We start from the raw sequence: 15,363 nt of genomic DNA on the forward strand, positions 1-15,363 counted from the left end.
CTCGAAGAACGGCCTCGCGAAAAATTTTCGGGGTTTCCCCCGCGAGGCGCATTGCCTATAAGGCCCACTTAGCCCGACCTCTGATCCAATCCTGAGCCGACCGCGATATCGCGAGCCTCGGCCAAATCCGTGCGCCGAATGCCAAAACGAACTGACATCAACTCAATTCTCATCATCGGCGCAGGCCCGATTGTCATCGGACAGGCGTGCGAGTTCGATTATTCCGGCACCCAGGCCTGTAAGGCGCTGAGGGCAGAGGGTTATCGGATCATCCTCGTCAATTCCAATCCGGCGACGATCATGACCGACCCGGATCTCGCGGATGCGACCTACGTCGAGCCGATCACGCCGGAAGTGGTGACCAAGATCATCGCCAAGGAGCGCCCCGACGCGATCCTTCCGACGATGGGCGGACAGACCGCTCTCAACACCGCGCTCGCACTCCACAAGCAGGGCATCCTGCACAAATACGGTGTCGAGCTCATCGGCGCCAAAGCCGAAGCCATCGACAAGGCCGAGGATCGCCAGCTTTTCCGCGAAGCCATGCGCGAGATCGGCCTCGAAACGCCGCGCTCGGAACTCGTGAACTCGCGCGACGAGGCGGCAGCGGCGCTCGAGAGTGTCGGCCTACCCGCGATCATCAGGCCGTCGTTCACCCTCGGCGGCACAGGCGGCGGTATCGCTTACAATCGCGAAGAGTACTTCGAGATCATCGAACGCGGCCTCGATGCGTCGCCGACGTCTCAGGTCCTTGTCGAGGAGAGCGTCCTCGGCTGGAAAGAATTCGAGATGGAGGTCGTTCGCGACAAGGCGGACAACTGCATCATCATCTGCTCGATCGAGAACATCGATCCGATGGGCGTGCACACGGGCGACAGCATCACCGTCGCGCCGGCGCTGACGCTGACTGACAAAGAATACCAGATCATGCGCGACGCCTCGATTGCGGTTCTGCGCGAGATCGGCGTCGAAACCGGCGGCTCGAACGTTCAGTTCGCGGTCAATCCCGCCGACGGTCGTCTCGTCGTTATCGAGATGAATCCGCGCGTTTCGAGATCGTCGGCGCTGGCGTCGAAGGCGACGGGCTTCCCGATCGCCAAGGTCGCGGCCAAGCTCGCCGTCGGCTACACGCTCGACGAAATCCAGAACGAAATCACGGGCGGCGCGACCCCGGCTTCCTTCGAGCCGACGATCGACTATGTCGTCGTGAAAATCCCGCGCTTCGCGTTCGAGAAATTCCACGGCGCCGACACCACGCTGACGACGTCGATGAAATCGGTCGGCGAAGCCATGGCCATCGGCCGGACGTTCGCGGAAAGCATGCAGAAGGCGCTTCGCTCGATGGAAACCGGCCTGACCGGTTTCGACGACGTGCAGCTCGAGGGCCTCGGCCAAGGCGACGACAAGAACGTCGTTCGCGCTGCCGTCTCCCGCCCGACCTTCGATCGCATTTTGAAGGTAGCGCAGGCATTCCGCGAGGGCTTCTCGCTCGACGAAATTCATCAGTACTGCAAAATCGATCCCTGGTTCCTGACCGAGATCAAAGCCATCGTCGACACGGAAGCGCGGGTCCTCGCGCACGGGTTGCCGAAGTCGGCTGCCCAGCTTCGCGCGCTCAAAGCGCAAGGCTTCTCGGACGCTCGCCTCGCCAAGCTCGGCAAAACGACCGAAGCGGCGTTTCGCGAGGCGCGTAAAGCGGCGGGCGTCGAACCCGTATTCAAGCGCATCGACACGTGCGCCGCCGAGTTCGCCTCGCCGACCGCGTACATGTATTCAACCTACGAAACGGGCCTCACCGGCGACCCGGTCTGCGAGGCCGATCCGACCGACAAGAACAAGATCATCATCTTGGGCGGCGGACCGAACCGCATCGGCCAAGGCATCGAGTTCGACTACTGCTGCTGCCACGCGTGTTTTGCGCTGACCGCGGCCGGGTTCGAGACGATCATGATCAACTGCAACCCCGAGACGGTCTCGACGGATTACGACACATCCGACCGTCTGTTCTTCGAGCCGCTGACTGCGGAGGATGTCCTCGAAGTCATTCGCGTCGAAAGCAAAAAGGGCACGCTCAAGGGCGTGATCGTCCAGTTCGGCGGCCAGACGCCGCTGAAGCTCGCGAGCGCATTGGAAGAAGCCGGCGTGCCGATCCTCGGAACGTCGCCCGACGCCATCGATCTCGCCGAAGATCGCGATCGTTTCAAAGCGCTGATCGAAAAGCTGCAACTCATGCAGCCCAAGAGCGGCATCGCCAAGTCTCCGGGCGAAGCCCGCGGCATCGCCGAACAGGTCGGCTATCCCGTCGTCATTCGTCCGTCCTACGTGCTCGGTGGCCGTGGTATGGAGATCGTGCACGATGGAGCAGAGGTCGACCGCTACGTCGCCCGCCTTTCCGCGACACTCGACAAGCCCTCGGAACTGGTCGTCTCGGCCAAGCGGCCGCTTTTAATCGACAGCTATCTGACCGACGCGGTCGAAGTCGATGTTGACTGCCTTTCGGACGGCAAGGACACCTTCGTCGCCGGCATCATGGAGCATATCGAGGAAGCCGGGATTCACTCCGGCGATAGCGCCTGCTCCCTGCCGCCGTACTCGCTTTCGCCCGCGATGATCGCTGAACTCGAGCGGCAGACCCGGGAGCTTGCGCTCGCGCTGCGCGTCGTCGGCCTGATGAACGTTCAGTTCGCCATCAAGGACGATCAGGTCTTCATTCTCGAAGTCAATCCGCGTGCGTCGCGAACCGTGCCCTTCGTTGCCAAAGTCATCGGGCTGCCTATCGCGACGATTGCGGCCGAGGTGATGGCGGGTAAGCCGCTCGCGGCGTTCAACCTGAAGAAGCCGTCCTACAAGCACGTCGCGGTGAAGGAAGCCGTCTTTCCGTTCGCCCGCTTCCTCGGCGTCGATCCGATCCTCGGACCGGAGATGCGCTCGACTGGCGAGGTCATGGGTATCGACCACGACTTCGCGATGGCCTTCGGCAAGAGCCAGCTCGGCGCCGGCCTGAAGCTTCCCTCGGGCGGCACGGTTTTCGTCTCGGTGAAGGAAAGTGACAAGGCTCGCGTCGTTGCTCCGGTGAAGGAGCTTGCGGCCATGGGCTTCAAGGTCGTCGCCACCCGCGGCACGAAGCGCTTACTCGAGGCCAACGGCATTCAGTGTGACGCGATCAACAAGGTGCTGGAAGGCCGCCCGCACATCGTTGACGCGATGAAAAACGGGGATATTCACCTTGTTTTCAATACAACCGAAGGGTCAAAAGCCCTCAGCGACAGCAAGGACATTCGGCGCACGGCCTTGCTTCACCACATACCCTACTATACAACATTGGCGGGGGCAGTAGCGGTTACACGGGCCATTAAAGCGCTGGCATCGGATACGCTGGAAGTGGCGCCGTTGCAGGCCTTCGCCCATCGCTGAGTCTTTCGTCGAGAGTTCGGGACGCGCCGGAAGGCGCGGCCGGGCTTCGCTGCTTTCCTGTATGCCAACTCTACTGTTACCGTGTGTGTTGGGGGCCTCTTCCCCGCAATGGATTAGCCGTTCGGAAGAATTTGGAGAAGATGATGGAACGGGTGCCGATGACGCTTGAGGGTTACAAGAACCTCGAGGAAGAATTGCACCGCCTGAAGGCAGTCGAGCGTCCGCGCATTATCGCGGCGATTTCCGAGGCTCGCGCCCATGGCGACCTTTCCGAGAACGCAGAGTATCACGCAGCCAAAGAGCAGCAGGGCCTCAACGAAGCGCGCGTCTCCGAGATCGAAGACAAGATCAACCGCGCCGATGTCATCGATATAACGAAGCTTTCCGGCGACACGATCAAGTTCGGCGCGACGGTCACGCTGCAGGACGAAGATTCAGGCGACAAGGTCACCTATACGATCGTCGGCGATACAGAGGCCGATATGCGCCAGCGCAGAATCTCCATCTCGTCGCCGATCGCGCGTGCGCTCATCGGTAAGACCAAGGGCGAAAGCGTCGACGTCACGACGCCCAAGGGGACGCGTACACTCGAAGTCTTGCAGGTGAACTGGGGCTGAACTCGAGCCACCGACTCAGGCTCATTCTAAGCCAAACCAAACAAAGCCGAGCCTAAGCCGCAAGGCTCGGGCTCGCTACTCGTTGCCGCCTTCGAAGAACGCAGAAGCGGAACGGCACTCTTCCTTCGACTGAGTAAGGTCGAAAGCGCGATCCTCTCCGGTTTTGCCGGAAAGTTCGATGTCGCCGGCGCCGCCTTGGATCGCGATGCCGGTGTCGCCGGTCTCGAGGCGAAGCGCACCGCCGCTTTGCGGTGTGAGGCGAAACACGCCGCCGTCGCCTTCGAGAAAGCACTCGAAATCGGTATCGTTGGTTTTGCAGCTCGCGGCCTGTCCATACCATTCCGGGCCGCTCGTCAGCATGAGCCCGAACCCGATTTCAAACCGGTCTGCGGAATTCGGCGTGCCGTCCGAATTCCGTTTCGAAAGGTCGATCTCGATTTTGCGAACGCGCTGGTCCGGATGATCTTTGAGATGAGCTTCCTCATACGTCCGGGCAAAGCAGGGCGCGCCGTCGAGCACATTCGCGAAATAGCTATTGTAGAGATCGTCCGACGTAGCGGCGGCCGAAGGCAATATGCTGACAACCGAGAGAACGAGCGCTCTTCCAATCCGAAGCGCCATATCAGAAAAGGTTGCCATCGGCCCTCCGCAATGCCCGTTCCTCTCAGGTCCCTTCGGGGCCAGCCACTGTGATCGGCACCCCGGGCTCCCGTTTTGCCCGGCGGATCGTAAGGTAGGTCTTGACGCTGGCGACGTTGGGCGCCGCAGTCAATTCATCGAGCACGAAGCTCTGGAACCGTTGCAGATCGCGAGCGATGCACTTCAGTATAAAGTCGCTTTCGCCGGACAGCATGTAGGCCTCACGGACGAGGGGCCAGCCCAGAATTCTGTTTTCGAATGAACGGAGATCGGACTCGGCCTGATTGTGGAGCCTCACCATCGCAAACGCCGTCAGCGCATAACCGAGCCTTACCTCATCGACGAGAGCAGTATAGCTTGCGATAAGTCCGGCTTCTTCCAATGCCCGAACGCGGCGAAGACAGGGCGGAGCCGATAACCCGATGCGGTTGGCGAGAGCGATATTGGTAATCCGTCCGTCGGCTTGCAGCTCGCGCAAGATCCGCCAGTCCGTTGCGTCGAGTTCGATAGCCATGGAGCCGCGCCACTTCAGGGAGATTTGAGTAATATCAGGAATGTAGAACGGCGCACGAAGTTTCGCTTATTTCTTTAACAAGATCGCCGGCAGCCTCGGCATAGCCGCGGTGAGGAGCCCAAAAGTTTGTCCGTCATGGCACGTAGCGACCCGCCTTCAGCTCCATATTCCGGGATGTTCCAGGGTCAAACGGCCTGGATCTTCTCTGACGGCAAGGCGGGCCACGAAGCCCAGGTCCTGGGCGTCGTCGAAGCGCTGGGGCTGCAGGCCGAGATCCAACGGGTCGACATAGCCGGTATCTACAAGTTTATGGCCCCCTGGGGTCCGCTGCCGCCCGAGGCTCCCAATGGCGGCAGAGCGCGTCTCGACCCGCCATGGCCGGCGTTTGCGTTCGCAACGGGCCGCACGACGATACCCTACATCCGCGCCCTGCGGCGGCGCGCTGGCCTCGAGACATATACCGTCATTCTGATGGACCCCCGAACTGGAGCGAATAGCGCCGACCTCATATGGGTCCCCGCGCACGATCGCCGCCGAGGCCCGAACGTCATCTCGACGCTGACGGCGCCGCATCGCTTTTCGCCCGCGCGGCTGCGCGCGCTCAACACCAACCCGGCGCCGAGGATCGCCGGGCTGCCGAGGCCCCGCATTGCGTGCCTGATCGGCGGTCCGAACGGCTATTACCGATATTCGCCGGCTGATGAGGAGCGCTTGGTGGACGCCTTGGCCGGGTTGGCGGCAAGCGGCGCCGGGCTCATGATCACAACCTCCCGTCGAACCCCCGAGCGGCTCGCAGCTCGGATCAAAAACTCGGTGGCGGCCGAGCGCGCCTATTTCTGGGATGGCGAAGGGCAGAACCCGTACCCCGATTTTGTCGCCCACGCGGACATGTTCGTCATCACCGCCGACAGCGTCAGCATGACCTGCGAGGCAGCAGCGACGGGACGTCCGATCTTTATTTTCTCGCCCTCCGGCGGAAGCGCGAAGTTCAACCGTTTCCACTCTGGCCTCGCGTCCTATGGCGCGACGCGGCCTTTACCCCCACCTGGTGAACCGCTGCCGTCGTGGACCTATGACCCGTTGCATTCGGCGGACGTCATCGCCGCAGAAATTGCGAAGCGCTGGCTCCGGCGTGCCGAAATGCTCCCCGGGCTGGTCAAGGCAAAGACGTAACGAGGGTAGGCGAGAGGTGCAGACGAGATGACGACAGTCTTCTCCCCGAAAGATGTGGTCTCCGGTTCTGCCGATCTCTGCGCTGGCGGAACGCTCGCGCAATCGCTCGACGTTATTCATCCTTCGGAACGACGCAGGCTGCAACTCTGGACGGAGTTCGGACTGATTTACGTCGGAACCCCGCTGCTGATGCGGATCGCCGTTTTCGAGTACGGTGTGCCGCTGTTTTATGCGCTGCCGCCGGTGCTCATCGCGTTTGTCGCGTTCCTCTATTTCGATCGCACCTTCAGCCTGAAAACGGAGGCGAGCCGCGGCGTCGCGAGATCGACCGTGCCCTCGATACTGGGCACATTCATCATCGGCAGCGCGCTGGTCGGCTCGCTCGTCGCGGTATTGATGCCCGAGCGCCTGTTCGCACTCGCCGCCGAGCGTCCCGGCCTCTGGCTGAAGATTATGGTGCTCTATCCGTTCACGTCGGTCCTGCCTCAGGAGTTCGCGTATCGCGTATTCTTCTTTCACCGTTACGGACCGTTGTTCCATTCGCGATGGAGCCTGATCCTCGTCAACGCCTTGGCATTTGGATTTGGCCACATCCTTTTCCGCAACTGGATCGCAGTCGGCGGAACCTTCGTCATCGGACTGCTCTTGGCTTGGCGGTACGAGCGCACCCGATCGTTCTCAGCGGTCTATATGGAGCACGTCCTCTGGGGATGGCTCGTCTTCACCATCGGTCTCGGCGTCTATTTCTTTACCGGCGTCAAAAATCCCGCGTGGTGACGGTCAAGACCGAGCTTGATTTTGCTCTGTGTCCTGCGCCGTTTGCGACAAGCTGATCCGCCCTCCTGCCCGCCCCCAAAAGTCGCCCCGCGGCACGTCGCACATGGGCGCAATGATGCAATTGAGGAAGTCGCGACAATCGGGTAGGAAGGCCCCAATCCCTAAACCTTACCCCCAACGAGGCGCCGCGCATGGCAGCACACCAGTACGTTTATCACATGCATAAGCTGTCCAAAGCCTATCCAGGCGGGAAGCAGGTGCTGAAGGACGTCTCCCTTTCGTTCCTGCCGGGCGCAAAGATCGGTGTCGTCGGCCTCAACGGCTCCGGTAAATCGACGCTGCTGAAAATCATGGCCGGCCGGATCGACGACTTTACGGGCGAAGCCCGCCCCGCTGACGGCATCAAGGTTGGCTATCTGCCGCAAGAGCCAGAGCTCGATCCGAACAAGGATGTTCTCGGCAATGCGATGGAGGGCGTGGCCGAGAAGAAGGCCATTCTCGATCGCTACAATGAAATCGCCTCGAACTACACCGAGGAAACCGCCGACGAGATGACGGCGCTCCAGGACCAGATCGATGCGCAGAACCTTTGGGACCTCGACGCTCAGGTCGAGCAGGCGCTCGATGCTCTGCGCTCGCCCCCCGGCGACTCCGATGTCACGAAGCTCTCGGGCGGCGAGAAGCGCCGCGTCGCGCTGACCAAGCTTCTGCTGTCGAAGCCCGACATTCTTCTCCTCGACGAGCCGACCAACCATCTCGACGCCGAGAGCGTCGCTTGGCTCGAACGCTATCTGAAAGAGTACACGGGCTGCGTCATCCTCGTGACCCACGACCGCTACTTCCTCGACAACATCACGGAATGGACCTTGGAACTCGACCGCGGACATGGCGTGCCGTGGAAAGGCAACTACTCCGGCTGGCTCGAGCAGAAGGCCAAGCGCGAGGCTGTCGAGAAGGCGCAGGAAGAAGGCAAGCAAAAGACTCTGTCCCGCGAACTCGAGTGGATCAGATCGTCGCCGAAAGCGCGTCAGGCCAAATCGAAGGCGCGTATCACCGCTTACGAGAAGCTGGCTGACGAAGCCGGCCGCGAGGAAGCGGGACGCGCATCGATCCAGATCGCGACCGGACCGCGCCTCGGTGGTGTCGTCATCGAAGCGGAAGGCCTGACGAAGGCCTTTGGCGACCGGCTGCTGATCGACGATCTCTCGTTCAAGCTGCCGCCCGGCGGCATCGTCGGCGTGATTGGCCCGAACGGCGCCGGCAAGACGACGTTGTTCAAGATGCTGACCGGTGCGGAAACACCCGACAAGGGTTCGATCCGTCTCGGCGATACTGTGAAGATCGGTTACGTCGATCAGTCCCGCGCGCATTTGGACGACAAGAAGACGGTCTGGGAAGAGATCTCAGGGGGTCTCGATCAAATGCTGCTCGGCGGCAAAAAGGAAATCCCGAGCCGCGCCTATTGCGGCTGGTTCAACTTCAAGGGCGCTGACCAGCAGAAGAAGGTCGGCATGCTGTCGGGCGGTGAACGCAACCGCGTGCATCTCGCCAAGCTCCTGAAGGAGGGCGGCAATTTGCTGCTGCTCGACGAGCCGACCAACGACCTCGACACGGAGACGCTCGGCGCGCTCGAAGCTGCACTCGAAGATTTCCCCGGTTGCGCCGTGGTCATCTCGCATGACCGCTTCTTCCTCGATCGTCTCGCGACGCACATTCTTGCCTTCGAAGGCGACAGCCACGTCGAATGGTTTGAAGGCAACTTCGCCGACTACGAAGAAGACAAGAAGCGCCGCCTCGGTGATCAGGCCGTGGAGCCGCACCGCATCAAGTTCAAGCGCTTCGAACGGTGACGCAATACGAGGCCAGCTGACAGACGGACACGCACATCCACTCGGAGAGCATGTCCGTTCAGGCTGGCCTCAGTACATCTGAACCGGCAACACGCCGCCGGGTCCGATCATCAGCCCCCAGATTTCATCGGCGCCGACTTCGACTGGATCGTTGGGTCCGGCGCCGCCTGCGCCTTTGAGCTTATATGGATATTTTCCCGGCGCGACGTCGAGCGTCGGCCCATCTGGGCCGTTTTTGCCCGCACCGGCCGGAACCTTGATCGTCTTTCCGGCGATGGTGATGACGGCATCGGTTTCGAGGAAGTTGCCGATCAGGAGCTTCGTCTGCCCGGGCTTCGCCATCATCCCGGATTTCTTCGCCTTATCGTCCTCGCGCACGCCAAGCGCGATTGTCGTCTCGCCATTGGCGCGCCCGAGCGTGAGGACGGCGGGCCCCTCAGCCGTCACGTAGTGAACCTCCGCAGCGTCATCCTTGATGACGGACTTCGACGCATCCTCTTTCCAATCACGCTTGCCGAGCTCCCGGCGATAAAAAGCAAGCACCGACAAAAGCTTCGCCGGGACATTGGCATTAGCGCCGTGGCGAAACATCGACTGCTCGCTACCGCTCAGCGAATGTTCTTTCGGCACGGGGAGGCCTCCGGCATCTTCGGCTTCGAGTTCCTTTTCAGGCTCGTTGCCCGTCGCGCTAGCAGCATCGCTGCTTGCTGAAGCCTCTTCGGTCGCCTCCGGTTTCTCGAGTGCCGACCCCGAGGCGCTGACGTTGACCGTATCGCCCATCTTCATCAGCGTGAGCGAAACGTCCTGCTCACCCTTGTGGAAGCCGAGCACCACCATGTTCGCTTGGTTGATCACGGACTTCTCTTCGCTCCAACTGAGCGTCTTCATCTGGCTCCTGTAGAACGCCGCGATTTGCTTGATGCTGGAGGACGAGTTGAATTCTAGTTGGCCGCTGGCGCCGTCGAAGTCGATGTCCGCCGCTGTCGACGGAACCGGAATGGGCGCTGTGTTGCCGTCGAGAACGGTCAAGGCCTCCGTGGGCTCGTCGGAGATCTTGTCGGCCTTGTCGGCGGCAGCGGGCTTGGCTCCCCGCATCGAGTCCTCGACCGACTGCTGCGCCTGTTTGATGATGCTTGCCGCCAGATCGTCGATGGCATCGCCGACCTTGTCCTGGGGCTTGGCTGCCGGAGCCCGAGAAGCCTCAGGCGCCTTCGCCGCTTCCTTCTTTTCAGCGGGGTGCAGGACTTCAGGGGGAACGGACTCGATCTTCACCGTCGTTTTGCCGTCATCCGCGCTCTGCAGCACGAGTATCAGCGGTTTGCCAGCGTCGCGAACGTAGTAGGCATAGAGGCCCTTCTCAGTCTTCTCGTCAGCGTAGGCCGACTTGGCATTGTCCTTGACTGACCAAGGCGACCAGCCGCGCGCGATCAGCTCCGTCCGCAGGAAATCGGAAGTCGCCGCGAGGTTGCCGGCCGTCACGCACGAGAGAAACGGCCGATCCCCGTCGAACTTGATGTCCGTCGCATCCTTGGGAAACGGCAAGTCGTTCGCGATGATCACTCCGGTATAGGTGACGCTCGTCGCGTTATTCTGCGCCGGCGCGACGGTGATGAACACGGAGAGGCCAGTCGCGCCTTTCTTCAAGTTCGCGATAGCCATGGTGGGGCTCTTGATCGGCTCGCCGAAGGCTGGCGCATATGGCTGCCAACCCGCCGCCGTGAGCGCCGCGACGGTGCCGTCGGCCGTCTCGGCGACGGCTCCCGGCGACGTGAAAATCGTGGACGACGGGCTGGCGAAGATGACCTTGGTGCCGGAGACGCGCGGGAGCTTGTTCGTGTCGAGAGTTTCGTCCGCTGAAGCACCGGTGATGCCAACGAAGAGTGCAAATGCCGATAGGACACACGGAATAAGTGCGAGGAAGCCACTGCTGCGCATGACGTTTCCATTCTCCGACGCGGGCGATGTCATTGCCGCCGGAGGTCCTGCATATGCGAGCGGCCCGCCGATTGCGAGAGAACCGGCCGGCAAATTCGGTTGAACACGGACAATTCACAGCAAAAAGCCGCGCTTCGGTTAAAAGCGCGGCTTCCGAAATGAGAGTCTGTGGACTGATTAGCCGTTGCTGTTGTCGATGATCGGAAGTTTCTTTGCTTCTTCCGAGCTGAGCGACAGCTTCACGCCGTCGGAAACGCTTGTGATCTTGTCGCCGGAAATGGCGAAGACCTTCGCGTTGATGCCCGCTGCAACACCGTCCGTCACGAGAATTTCTTGAACCTTGCCGGCATCGTCGGATTTGACGCCGTTGACCTCACCGATCTTCGCGCCATCGGCGCCATAGACCGCGGCTCCGATTTTCAATTCGCTGGCCGAGACGGCTGATGCGCCTGATGCGGGAGCTTCAGCACCCTCAGCTGCAGCTGGCGCTTCCTGGTGTTCCGCCGGGGCAGTAGCTTCGGCCGGAGCTTCGGGGGCCCCTGCCGCGCCATCCTGCGCGGGCTCTGCGCTGGGAGCAGCCTGCTCCGATCCATCCTGTGCCGCACCTGCGGTCGGAAGCGTATCCGCACCGCCTTCAGGGGCAGGTGCCGCTTGATCGCTCTCCGCGGCGGGTGGCTGTTGATCATCCGCCGATGCCGGTGACATCGACATCGCTGTGCCGAGGCCGACGACAAGCGCCATGCCGAACACAAAACGCAACTTCTGAGAATTCATCACCCGTCTCCATCCCCACTCACGACCGTACGCGCACAGCACTTATGGAACGTGCGCGTCGTCATTTTCCGTCCCCGTTTGACAAGGACCATGAGTACGGCCCTTTGTCAAAATTCTCGGCGCCGGCCGATGGAAGTGTGATTTGCAGGCTATTCCATGACCGTCACCGGCAATTGCACACGTACATCCGGCGAAAAGCGCCCGATGGCAGATGCTACCGGCTCAGAGCCAATACAAGAGCGCGCGGATTATTTCCGTTCTCGGTGATGTAATTCTGGAAAAGATCGTCGAGGAACGACGTCATCCAGAAGCCGACCACCTGCGCATCGCGAACCTTGTAGCCCGACCCCGATTTCATCACGAGCCAGCGGATGTCGTAGCTTTCGCCCGTCATCAGCGTGAGGCGGCTGTCGACATTCGTGCCGCCCGCGTCACCAGGACCCTGACCCGTCACGACAGCGCTTCTGACCATGTACTTCGGGCCTTCTTTGGCCGCGTACTTGGCGATGAAATTGATCATGCCGTTGTAATACGCCGGACGTTCTTCCTTCGGCAGCGTCCGGGCATGAGGACCGAGCGCCGTCAAGCCGATCCCGGGCACATCCATGTGCTGGCGCAGCACCTGGGCAAACTGTGCGACCCCGCCGGACTTCTGCGCGACGATCAACTCGTTTTGAACGCGCTGCATGTAAACAGCCGGAGATTCAGCCCGCGCTCCACCGGCAGAAATGGCGGCAAAGCAAGCGACCAAAATGGCAAGGCAACCAGCGGAGCGGATCCGTGAAAATGCCCACAACATGTCTAACCCTCGCATAGTCGTCCCCTGAAAAACCGGAAGTGGCAGGTCACCCAATCAGACTCTGCCGTCCTCACTGCTTCGAAACAAGCCTCTCAACGCGTTAGAGAGGCAACAATCACGTCAAAACGATGCCGGATGGCTACGCTGCCACAGGATTTTCTCGGCCCGAGACCTGCGCGCTGACGGCAAAACCGCGGTCGGCCGGAGCAGAAGGAAGGCTCAGTAAATTGCAAAGCTCCTCGACTTCTCGCGCTCCGATATGCTCGGCGGTCATCAAAACGATGCTGCGATTTTTATTGGGATGCACAAGGACGGCCTCCTGCCGCACGCCCGAAAGGGAAGAACGCACATGCACGGCCACACCCTCGTAGGTGGCAAGCGGCATCCGCCAAAACGTCTTCGAAAAGGCAGTCCGGTCAATCACCTTGACCTCGCCATCGCGGATATCGACCTCGCGGTCCGAAAGCAAAGCGAGGAGAATGTTGCGCAATGGCCAAACGATGAGGCCGACCCAGAACACGAGAGCAAGCGCGAGCTCTATCGCAACCATGGGGTGTGCAATCATCGCGCTCCGGACTTCCGGAGAAGCGATGGCGTAGGCCGCGAAGCCCACTTGCGGGCCGACGATCAGGGCGGCCAAAATCGTCATCAGGACAAGGCCCGGAACCCGGGAAAGCTTCGAGTTGGTCTGGCGAAGTATGATCGGCAACCTATGGGGGCTGCTCGAAAGCTCAATGACTTCAAAATCCTGACGCCGCATTCCGAACTCGATCCCCGCAGACCTAACGGCGGCACATTATGGCGAATATAGCTAAAAGGCCGTTAACCTACGTACCAGCGTTCAATTAAGGGAATTGAACTCGCCACTTGACACATAAACATATCTTTATATGTTGTGGCGCATGCATCGATCGCCCGAAATGCGAACCGCTGATCTCGTCGCCGCGCTCAAAGCAGCGGCCGAGCCGACGCGTCTGCGGATCTTGCTGCTGCTCGCGGGCGGCGAACTCAACGTCAAGGATCTGACCCTCATCCTCGGTCAAAGCCAGCCGCGGATCAGCCGCCATCTGAAGCTCCTGTGCGAAGCAGGCCTGATCGAGCGCTTCCGGGACGGCAGCTGGGTCTATTTTCATATTTCCGATCGCCAGCCGGGCGGCCGCTTGGCGCTGCGCCTCGTCTCGGACGTCGATCCGGCGGAGGCTTCGGTCCGGCGTGATCGCGAGCGCGCGGAAGCCCTGAAGCGCGAGCGCGAAGCCACCGCCCAGTCGTTTTTCGAACAGCACGCTGCCGATTGGGATCGGATCAGAACCTTGCACGTCGCGGAAAACGACGTCGAGGCGGCGATGCGCCGTGCCATCGGCGAGGGGCCATTCGGCCTGTTCGTCGATCTTGGAACGGGCACCGGCCGCACGCTCGAACTGTTCGCAGACCGGTTTGCGCGGGGGCTCGGCCTAGACGTCAATCAGGCGATGCTCAACTACGCGCAGGCCAATCTGAAATCCAAGGGATGCCTCAACGCGCAGGTACGTCACGGCGATATCTATTCGCTGTCGCTCGCCGATCGGCAGGCCGACGTCGTGGTCATGCATCAGGTTCTGCATTTTCTATCCGATCCGGCGCTCGCCATTCGCGAAGCCGCGCGCGTGCTCGCTCCGGGCGGCAAGCTGCTGATCATCGATTTCGCGCCGCATGATCTCGAGTTCTTGAGATCCCGCGAAGCGCACGAGCGGCTCGGCTTCCCGCATGAGCAGGTCGCCGGCTGGCTCAAGGATGCAGGTCTCGTTCCGAAGTCGACCGAGGATCTGAAACCGAAGGACGGCGACAGCGAAGAAATCCTGACCGTTACGATCTGGCTCGCGGAACGGCCCGCGGCGCAGGCGTCGGTCGCAAGAATAAGCGCACCCGCTGAAGAAGTGCGCGAGGGGGCAGGCTGATGGCACAAACGAATGAACGCAAAAGCAAGCTGCTGGGATCGGGCGATATCCTCGTCAGCTTCGAATTTTTCCCGCCGAAGACCGAGAAAATGGAAGAGACGCTGTGGTCTTCGATCACGCGGCTTGCGCCGCTCGGCCCTGAATTCGTCTCAGTGACATACGGCGCAGGCGGATCGACGCGTGAGCGTACGCACGCAACGGTGACCCGTCTCCTCAAGGAGACGCCGCTGAAGCCTGCCGCGCATCTCACCTGCGTCGATGCCACGAAGGAAGAGGTGAACGCCGTCGCCAAGACCTATTGGGACGAGGGCGTCCGCCACATCGTTGCGCTACGCGGAGATCCCGCACAAGGAACCGGCGCGAAGTACGAGCCCTATCCGGGCGGCTACAAAAACGCAGCCGACCTCGTCGCAGGATTGAAGGCCATTGCCGATTTTGAAATTTCGGTTGCGGGCTATCCCGAGAAGCATCCGGAAAGCCCGTCGATCGAGGCCGACATCGAAAATCTGAAAGCCAAGGTCGATGCCGGCGCCGATCGCATCATCACGCAGTTCGGTTTCGATAACGCCTACTTCCTGCGCTTCATCGAGCGCGCCCGTGCTGCAGGCATTTGGGTCCCGATTTCTCCGGGCATCGTGCCGATCCATAACTTCAAGCAGGTCGCGGGCTTCGCGAAGCGCGCGGGCGCGACGGTGCCGTCCTGGCTCGCGCGGCGTTTCGAAGGGCTGGAAGACGACAGCGCCACCTCTCATCTCGTCGGAGCCGCCGTTGCGACCGAGCAGGTGATGGACCTCGTCGACGAAGGCATCAAGAAATTTCACTTCTACACGTTGAACCGCGCCGATCTCGTTTACGCAATTTGCCATCTGCTGGGCTTGCGCTCTGTCAGGGCGGCGAACGCGGACGCTGCGTGAAATTTCAGGAAAGTTGAGGCGTG

The 15,363-nt window shown here is 61.1% G+C and carries 13 protein-coding genes; 7 read left to right on the forward strand and 6 right to left on the reverse strand.

Features of this window, described 5'->3' with window-relative positions; translation table 11 throughout:
* Positions 1–138: 138 nt before the first annotated feature.
* Both carB and greA read left to right on the forward strand, forming a co-directional pair.
* Positions 139–3,414 (forward strand): carbamoyl-phosphate synthase large subunit, encoded by a 3,276-nt coding sequence (gene carB, locus AC1DK3_RS18220; RefSeq protein ID WP_477193659.1) that lies wholly within the window; start codon positions 139–141, stop codon positions 3,412–3,414.
* A gap of 143 nt (positions 3,415–3,557) precedes the next feature.
* A complete protein-coding gene (gene greA, locus AC1DK3_RS18225) occupies positions 3,558–4,031 on the forward strand; it encodes a transcription elongation factor GreA (RefSeq protein ID WP_477193660.1) in 474 nt (157 codons plus the stop codon).
* 75 nt (positions 4,032–4,106) lie between these two features.
* Here the strand turns inward: greA and AC1DK3_RS18230 are convergent, their stop codons facing one another.
* Together AC1DK3_RS18230 and AC1DK3_RS18235 are read right to left on the reverse strand one after the other, a co-directional pair.
* A complete protein-coding gene (locus tag AC1DK3_RS18230) occupies positions 4,107–4,670 on the reverse strand; it encodes a hypothetical protein (RefSeq protein WP_477193661.1) in 564 nt (187 codons plus the stop codon).
* Between the two features lie 25 nt (positions 4,671–4,695).
* Positions 4,696–5,184 (reverse strand): Lrp/AsnC family transcriptional regulator, encoded by a 489-nt coding sequence (locus AC1DK3_RS18235; RefSeq protein WP_477193662.1) that lies wholly within the window; start codon positions 5,182–5,184, stop codon positions 4,696–4,698.
* Positions 5,185–5,319: 135 nt separating this feature from the next.
* Here AC1DK3_RS18235 and AC1DK3_RS18240 point away from each other — a divergent pair, with 135 nt between their 5' ends.
* The 3 genes from AC1DK3_RS18240 to ettA all read left to right on the forward strand — a co-directional run bounded on the left by AC1DK3_RS18240 (position 5,320) and on the right by ettA (position 8,984).
* Positions 5,320–6,357, forward strand: a complete 1,038-nt coding sequence (locus AC1DK3_RS18240) for a mitochondrial fission ELM1 family protein (RefSeq protein ID WP_477193663.1) — start codon at positions 5,320–5,322, stop codon at positions 6,355–6,357.
* A gap of 27 nt (positions 6,358–6,384) precedes the next feature.
* Positions 6,385–7,134 (forward strand): CPBP family intramembrane glutamic endopeptidase, encoded by a 750-nt coding sequence (locus AC1DK3_RS18245; protein WP_477193664.1) that lies wholly within the window; start codon positions 6,385–6,387, stop codon positions 7,132–7,134.
* A gap of 191 nt (positions 7,135–7,325) precedes the next feature.
* Positions 7,326–8,984 carry an energy-dependent translational throttle protein EttA gene (ettA, locus tag AC1DK3_RS18250; RefSeq protein ID WP_477193665.1) on the forward strand — a complete coding sequence of 553 codons (1,659 nt, stop codon included), beginning with the start codon at positions 7,326–7,328 and terminating at the stop codon, positions 8,982–8,984.
* 69 nt (positions 8,985–9,053) lie between these two features.
* Here the strand turns inward: ettA and AC1DK3_RS18255 are convergent, their stop codons facing one another.
* From AC1DK3_RS18255 to AC1DK3_RS18270, 4 genes are all read right to left on the reverse strand, one after another.
* Positions 9,054–10,919: a hypothetical protein gene (locus AC1DK3_RS18255; RefSeq protein ID WP_477193666.1), complete on the reverse strand. Its 1,866-nt coding sequence runs from the start codon at positions 10,917–10,919 to the stop codon at positions 9,054–9,056.
* A gap of 177 nt (positions 10,920–11,096) precedes the next feature.
* Positions 11,097–11,693 (reverse strand): PRC-barrel domain-containing protein, encoded by a 597-nt coding sequence (locus tag AC1DK3_RS18260; protein WP_477193667.1) that lies wholly within the window; start codon positions 11,691–11,693, stop codon positions 11,097–11,099.
* A 214-nt stretch (positions 11,694–11,907) separates the two neighbouring features.
* On the reverse strand, positions 11,908–12,381 hold the full coding sequence (locus AC1DK3_RS18265; protein ID WP_477193668.1) for an ABC transporter substrate-binding protein: 474 nt from the start codon (positions 12,379–12,381) through the stop codon (positions 11,908–11,910).
* Positions 12,382–12,631: 250 nt separating this feature from the next.
* A complete protein-coding gene (locus tag AC1DK3_RS18270) occupies positions 12,632–13,252 on the reverse strand; it encodes a hypothetical protein (RefSeq protein WP_477193669.1) in 621 nt (206 codons plus the stop codon).
* Positions 13,253–13,412: 160 nt separating this feature from the next.
* Here AC1DK3_RS18270 and AC1DK3_RS18275 point away from each other — a divergent pair, with 160 nt between their 5' ends.
* Positions 13,413–14,426 carry an ArsR/SmtB family transcription factor gene (locus AC1DK3_RS18275; protein WP_477193670.1) on the forward strand — a complete coding sequence of 338 codons (1,014 nt, stop codon included), beginning with the start codon at positions 13,413–13,415 and terminating at the stop codon, positions 14,424–14,426.
* Positions 14,426–15,340 (forward strand): methylenetetrahydrofolate reductase [NAD(P)H], encoded by a 915-nt coding sequence (metF, locus tag AC1DK3_RS18280; RefSeq protein WP_477193671.1) that lies wholly within the window; start codon positions 14,426–14,428, stop codon positions 15,338–15,340. Before AC1DK3_RS18275 ends, metF begins: the two co-directional genes overlap by 1 nt.
* Positions 15,341–15,363: the final 23 nt, after the last annotated feature.

It is taken from the genome of Hyphomicrobium sp. 01T421 (assembly GCF_056398805.1).

Coding starts and splice junctions, on each gene's coding strand:
- AC1DK3_RS18265 (WP_477193668.1), bottom strand. CDS start 12,381: ATGCAGCGCGTTCAAAACGAGTTGATCGTCGCGCAGAAGTCCGGCGGG.
- metF (WP_477193671.1), top strand. CDS start 14,426: ATGGCACAAACGAATGAACGCAAAAGCAAGCTGCTGGGATCGGGCGAT.
- greA (WP_477193660.1), top strand. CDS start 3,558: ATGGAACGGGTGCCGATGACGCTTGAGGGTTACAAGAACCTCGAGGAA.
- AC1DK3_RS18270 (WP_477193669.1), bottom strand. CDS start 13,252: ATGCGGCGTCAGGATTTTGAAGTCATTGAGCTTTCGAGCAGCCCCCAT.
- AC1DK3_RS18240 (WP_477193663.1), top strand. CDS start 5,320: ATGGCACGTAGCGACCCGCCTTCAGCTCCATATTCCGGGATGTTCCAG.
- AC1DK3_RS18245 (WP_477193664.1), top strand. CDS start 6,385: ATGACGACAGTCTTCTCCCCGAAAGATGTGGTCTCCGGTTCTGCCGAT.
- carB (WP_477193659.1), top strand. CDS start 139: ATGCCAAAACGAACTGACATCAACTCAATTCTCATCATCGGCGCAGGC.
- AC1DK3_RS18230 (WP_477193661.1), bottom strand. CDS start 4,670: ATGGCAACCTTTTCTGATATGGCGCTTCGGATTGGAAGAGCGCTCGTT.
- ettA (WP_477193665.1), top strand. CDS start 7,326: ATGGCAGCACACCAGTACGTTTATCACATGCATAAGCTGTCCAAAGCC.
- AC1DK3_RS18255 (WP_477193666.1), bottom strand. CDS start 10,919: ATGCGCAGCAGTGGCTTCCTCGCACTTATTCCGTGTGTCCTATCGGCA.
- AC1DK3_RS18275 (WP_477193670.1), top strand. CDS start 13,413: ATGCGAACCGCTGATCTCGTCGCCGCGCTCAAAGCAGCGGCCGAGCCG.
- AC1DK3_RS18260 (WP_477193667.1), bottom strand. CDS start 11,693: ATGAATTCTCAGAAGTTGCGTTTTGTGTTCGGCATGGCGCTTGTCGTC.
- AC1DK3_RS18235 (WP_477193662.1), bottom strand. CDS start 5,184: ATGGCTATCGAACTCGACGCAACGGACTGGCGGATCTTGCGCGAGCTG.